Origin of the sequence: Methylocaldum sp., from assembly GCF_039794385.1 — a bacterium.
GTDB lineage: Bacteria > Pseudomonadota > Gammaproteobacteria > Methylococcales > Methylococcaceae > Methylocaldum.
This window is the reverse complement of the sequence record NZ_JBDIVO010000306.1, coordinates 1-5416: the sequence shown is the minus strand read 5'-3', so window position 1 is coordinate 5416 and position 5416 is coordinate 1. Positions and strand designations below refer to the sequence as shown.

5 protein-coding genes are annotated in these 5416 nt (G+C 60.9%); 3 read left to right on the top strand and 2 right to left on the bottom strand.

Annotation, left to right across the window (positions count from 1 at the left end):
- The 3 genes from ABJK70_RS19315 to ABJK70_RS19305 form a co-directional block, all read left to right on the top strand.
- A partial coding sequence (locus ABJK70_RS19315) for an extracellular solute-binding protein (RefSeq protein WP_347258811.1) occupies positions 1-999 on the top strand: 999 nt, incomplete at its 5' end.
- Positions 996-1880, top strand: a complete 885-nt coding sequence (locus ABJK70_RS19310) for a sugar ABC transporter permease (protein ID WP_156880426.1) — start codon at positions 996-998, stop codon at positions 1878-1880. The genes ABJK70_RS19315 and ABJK70_RS19310, both read left to right, overlap by 4 nt.
- A 2-nt stretch (positions 1881-1882) precedes the next feature.
- Positions 1883-2716: a carbohydrate ABC transporter permease gene (locus ABJK70_RS19305; protein WP_347258810.1), complete on the top strand. Its 834-nt coding sequence runs from the start codon at positions 1883-1885 to the stop codon at positions 2714-2716.
- A 36-nt stretch (positions 2717-2752) separates the two neighbouring features.
- Here the strand turns inward: ABJK70_RS19305 and ABJK70_RS19300 are convergent, their stop codons facing one another.
- On the bottom strand, positions 2753-3037 hold the full coding sequence (locus ABJK70_RS19300; protein WP_156880424.1) for a hypothetical protein: 285 nt from the start codon (positions 3035-3037) through the stop codon (positions 2753-2755).
- Between the two features lie 56 nt (positions 3038-3093).
- Complete coding sequence (gene rocD, locus ABJK70_RS19295) at positions 3094-5193, bottom strand: ornithine--oxo-acid transaminase (RefSeq protein WP_347258809.1); 2100 nt, start codon at positions 5191-5193, stop codon at positions 3094-3096.
- Between the last annotated feature and the right edge of the window lie 223 nt (positions 5194-5416).

The window sequence follows — 5416 nt, the reverse complement described above, 5'->3', positions numbered from 1 at the left end:
TGGATTCCGGAATTCGTCGTTCTGAAAGCCGTCGACAGTCTTGACAATAGGCTGACGGCCCAACAACGGGAGGATTATTTCGAGGGCATCATCGAAACCAACGAAATCGACGGACGGCTTCACGGTCTGCCTTGGTATGTCGATACCCGCCTGCTCTTCTACCGTACCGATATTCTGGTCAAGGCCGGTTTTTCGGCGCCGCCCAAGACCTGGAACGAATGGCTCGCGGCGATGGCGGCAATCGCGGCGTTGCCCGGTGGAGACCGCTACGGGCTGCTCTTGCCCATGAACGAATGGCAGGTCCCGGTGATCCTCGCGCTGCAAATGGGGTCAGAACTGCTCCGCGACGAGGCCCGGTTCGGCAATTTCCGGAGCGATGCCTTTCGCCAGGCTTTTCGTTTTTATCTCGACATCTTCCGCCGGGGGTATGCACCCGCCGTATCGGAAGCCCAGATCGCCAATCTTTATCAGGAATTCGCCAGCGGCTATTTCGCGATGTATGTCACCGGGCCCTGGAATATCGTCGAGTTCGAACACCGGCTTCCGAAGTCCATGCAAGGCCGGTGGGCCACCGCGCCGATGCCGGCTCCCGATGAGAGTTATCCCGGCGTTTCACTGGCCGGCGGCGCCAGTCTCGCGATCGCCCGAAGTTCCAGCCGTAAAGATCAAGCCTGGAAGCTGATCGAATTTCTCTCCGAACCCGAACAACAGCTTGCCTTTTACCGTCTGACCGGCGACCTCCCCGCCCGCCGCTCCGCCTGGCTGCACCCCGATCTGGCCACAGCGGCTCGCACGCAGGCCTTCAAGACGCAGTTGGAGCGGGTGGTGTCCACGCCGAAAATTCCCGAATGGGAACGCATCGCCAGCAAAATCGCCCATTACACGGAAAAAGCAGTGCGCGGCGAATTGACCGAGGAGCAAGCCTTAGCTGCCCTGGACAAGGACGTAGACCGGATTCTCGAAAAGCGTCGCTGGCTGTTGCGGAAACGGGCGCCATGAAAACCCCGCTGTTACCGGCGAATACCGCCTTCTGGTTCCTTGCGCCGGCCTTGATCCTGATCGTCGTCTTCTTTTTCCTGCCGGTCGCGGCGTCGCTGCTGCTCAGCTTTACCGATTTCGACATCTACGCCCTCGGCGACCACGAACGGCTGCGCTTTGTGGCGCTCGACAACTATCTTCGGTTGCTCGGCGACCCCTTGTTCCGGACCGCGCTCAAGAACACCCTGTATTTCGTGCTTGTAGGCGGCCCGTTGTCGGTGGCCGTGTCGCTGGGCGCGGCGCTCTTGGTCAACCACCGCCTGGTCCGGTTCAAGGGACTGTTCCGCTCGCTGCTGTTCCTGCCGGTCGTCACCACCCTGGTGGCGATAGCCGTGGTCTGGCGCTATCTCTACCATCCCCGCTACGGCTTCTTGAATTATCTGCTCGGACTGCTCGGGCTCGATACCGTCGACTGGCTGGGCGACCCCGACTGGGCCATGCCGGCCATCATCCTGATGGCGATCTGGAAGAATTTCGGCTTCAACATGATCATCTTCATCGCCGGGCTGCAAAGCATTCCGGTCCGTTTGTACGAAGCCGCGGTGATCGACGGCGCGAGCACCTGGCGCCAATTCCGCCACATCACCTTGCCCATGCTGGCGCCGACCTTCGTCTTCGTCACCGTCATCACGATGATCGGCTACTTCCAGCTTTTCGCCGAACCTTACGTGATGACCCAGGGCGGTCCCGCCAACAGCACCCTGAGCGTGGCGCTCCTGATGTTCCAGGAAGGTTTTCGCTGGTGGAATCTCGGCTACGCGGCAGCGGTGGCCTTCACGTTGTTTCTCATCATTCTGACGGGGACAGTGTTGCAGTTGAGATTGAGGCGACGGGAAATCTGACAGTGGCCGTATTTTCCGAAAAACCGATCAAGACACTGCTGCTTCACCTCGCGCTGATCGCGGCGGTGATCGCGACTCTGTTCCCGCTGTTCTGGATGGTTTCCGTGTCCTTGATGTCTTCGGCCGAGGCGAACCGGTTCCCGCCTCCGCTGCTGCCGGCAGCGCCGACGCTGGAACATTACCGGATGCTGTTCTCCCGCTTGAATCTCGCCGCCTATCTCCTGAACAGCACGCTGATCGCCACATCGGTCACCGTGCTCTCCCTGCTGCTCAATTCCATGGCGGGCTACGCCTTCGCCAAGCTGCGGTTCAAGGGACGCGACCGCCTGTTTCGTCTGCTTCTGGCCTCCATGGTGATTCCGGCGCAGGTCGCCATGCTGCCCTTGTTCCTGATGCTTAAAGAGATGGGGCTGGTGAATACTTACAGCGGCGTGATCGTACCCGGCATGGCGAGCATTTTCGGCATTTTTCTGATCCGGCAGTATGCCCTGTCGATTCCGGACAGCCTGCTGGATGCCGCCCGCATCGACGGCGCCGGCGAATTCAGGATTTACCGGACCCTGGTACTGCCTCTGTGCAAGCCGATCCTGGTCACCCTGGCCATCTTCACCTTCATGGGCACCTGGAACGACTTCATGTGGCCGCTCATCATCCTGACCGACAGCGATCTTTACACGCTGCCGGTCGCTCTCGCCAACCTGCTCGGCGAACACGTGCAAGACGCCGAACTGATGATGGCCGGTTCGGTGCTCACCGTGCTGCCGGTGATTCTTCTGTTTCTCGTCCTCCAGAAGTACTACATCGAAGGACTGGTATTGGGAAGCGTCAAGGAATGACCTTGCGCCGTACGCCCTCGTGCGGCGTCAAACCGGCTAAGAGCGGTCAGGAAAGGCTCGGAAGTCTAGTTTGAATCCCGCCTGCACCAGTCTCGGCGAACCCGGCGATATGCCGCGGGTGCGATCAACGATGTAGTTCTGGTCGAAGAGGTTTTTCACGCTGACGAACACGTCGGTGTTCAAGGGCTTGATCCGATACGTGGCCGCGAGCTTGACGATGGCGCAGTCCTCGATCTTGCCGAACTGCCCGCTCGGACTGGGCGTTCCATCGGGATTGACCTGCCCTTCCGCATTGTGGACATCGCTGAACTGATCGGCCATGAACACCGTTTTCCAAGTGGAATTGGAAAAAGCGCAAAGACCGGAGCCGCATGCTTTTACCCCTTGCCGGGACAATTGCGTTCCAGATCTCGAATGACGGTCTCGAGCATCTCCACCGCCCACTCGACCTCCTTGCGTTCGATGACCAGAGGCGGTGCGAATCGGATGACGGTTTGATGGGTCTCGCGGGTCAGAATCCCGTGCTCCATCAGCCTCATACAGAACTCGCGGCCGGAGAAACCTGAGTTAAGTTCCAGACCGATGAACAAACCTTTGCCGCGGACCTCGCGAATCAGAGGGCTCCTCAAAGCGCGCAGCCCTTCGAGAAAATGGGCGCCGAGCTCGTCCGAGCGCTCGGCCAACCCTTCCTCGACGATCACATTGAGCGCCTCCAGCCCGACCGCCGCGGCCAGAGGATTGCCGCCGAAGGTGCTGCCGTGATGGCCCGGGCCGAAAACGCCCATCACCTCGCGGCTCGCCAGAAATGCCGACACCGGCAGCAAACCGCCTCCCAACGCCTTGCCGAGAATCAGGCCGTCGGGTTTCACGCCTTCATGCTCGGAAGCCAGGAATTTGCCGGTTCGGCCAAGCCCCGTCTGAACCTCGTCGCACAGCAGCAAAACCTTCCGCTCCCGGCAAATCCGGGCGCATTCGGCGAGATAACCCGCCGGCGGGACGACGATGCCGCCCTCTCCCTGGACCGGCTCGACCAGAAACGCCGCCGTGTTCTCGGTAATCGCATCGGCCAAGGCCGCGGAATCGCCGTACGGAATCAGTTTCAAGCCCGGCGGAAACGGCCCGAAGCCTTCGCGGTAGCCGGGCTCGGATGAAAGACCTACGATCGCGATAGTCCGCCCGTGGAAATTGCCTCGACAGGCGATGATTTCGGCGCTGTCGGGAGCCACGCCCTTGACCTGATACGCCCACTTGCGGGCGGCTTTCAGCGCGGTCTCCACGCCTTCGGCGCCGGTGTTCATCGGCAGCGCCATGTCCTGTCCGGTCAGTTCGCAAGCCCTCTTGAGGAAAGGCGCGAGCCGGTCGCTGTGAAAGGCCCGCGAGGTGATGGCCAGCCGCTTCGCCTGCTCGGTCAAGGTTCGGACCAGGCGCGGATGGGCATGACCATGGCTTGCGGCGGAATAGGCGCCCATCATGTCCAGATAGCGTTTCCCTTCGACGTCCCAAAGGTAGACGCCCTCGCCTCGGGTCAAAACCACCGGCAAGGTGTCGTAGTTGTGCGCGCCATAGCGTTCGGTGATGCTCAGAACGTCTTCCGCTCGCGCGGTTCGCTCGGGAACCACGGCAGCCAGCAAGAGATCGCTGGCCAGATAGACCGTGGCACGGCTCCTATCGCGGGGCGGGTCGAATTCCACGATTTCGATGCCGAGAAAGTCCGGATTGCCCTGGAGTATGGCCAAAGCGCCGATCATTTCCTCGCCGGAAATGCCGCCCGCCACCGGCGTCGTGACCCCGGGCGCGTCCTTCGGATCGATGGCGTCGAGATCGAGGGTGACGCCAAAGCCGGCCGTATCGGATTGGACGATGGACAACGCTTCCTCCATGACGTTGTTCAGGCCGCGCCGAAGGACTTCGCCCAAATAGAAGATCCGGACGCCGAGCCTTTCCAGCAAAGCTTGCTCGGCCGGCTCGAAGCTATGGACGCCGATCAGGCAAACATGCCGGGGAAACAGCTTCGGGCCGAATCCGCCCAAATTCACCAGAGACGGTTCGCCGAAACCGAGGAGGCACGCGAGAGGCATGCCGTGCAATGCGCCGCTGGGGCTCGTCTCCGGCACATGGCTGTCCATGTGGGCGTCGATCCAGATCAGCCCCAAAGGGCCTCGTTCGGCCAAAGCCGCCGCCGCACCAGTCCAGGAGCCTACGGCACAAGAATGGTCATCCCCCAATACGGCGAAAAATTCGCCGGCTCTCAGGGCGCTCTCGGTTTCCTGTGCCGCTCGTTCGCAGAGATCCGCCACCTTGGGCACCTTGTCCAGTATTCGGTGCGGATGGAGAATCGTTTGCCAGTTGGCTGGAACGCCCCGGCTCCTCAGCCTCCGATCCAAGCCCAGAAGGCGCAAGGATTCCGGCCCCGTTTCGGCGTCGCGGTCGAAGGCCACGCCGATCAGTCGTATCGGTTTTAAGGTTTTGTCGTCCATGAGAGATGATCCGGAAAGCATTGGAATAGCCTCCAATCTATCACACTCATGCCACTTCCCCTTAGAGACGATTTGCTGCACTCTGTTCCTTGTCGGAGACGCCCGCTGCGGCTTCCGCCATGGAACTATCATCGCGGGTGAGGTCCGAATTCGTTGGGCAACTCTGAGGTAGGGTCATGAACGACACGGCTTTCGAGCGAAGGGTCCGCGACATCGGCGAAAA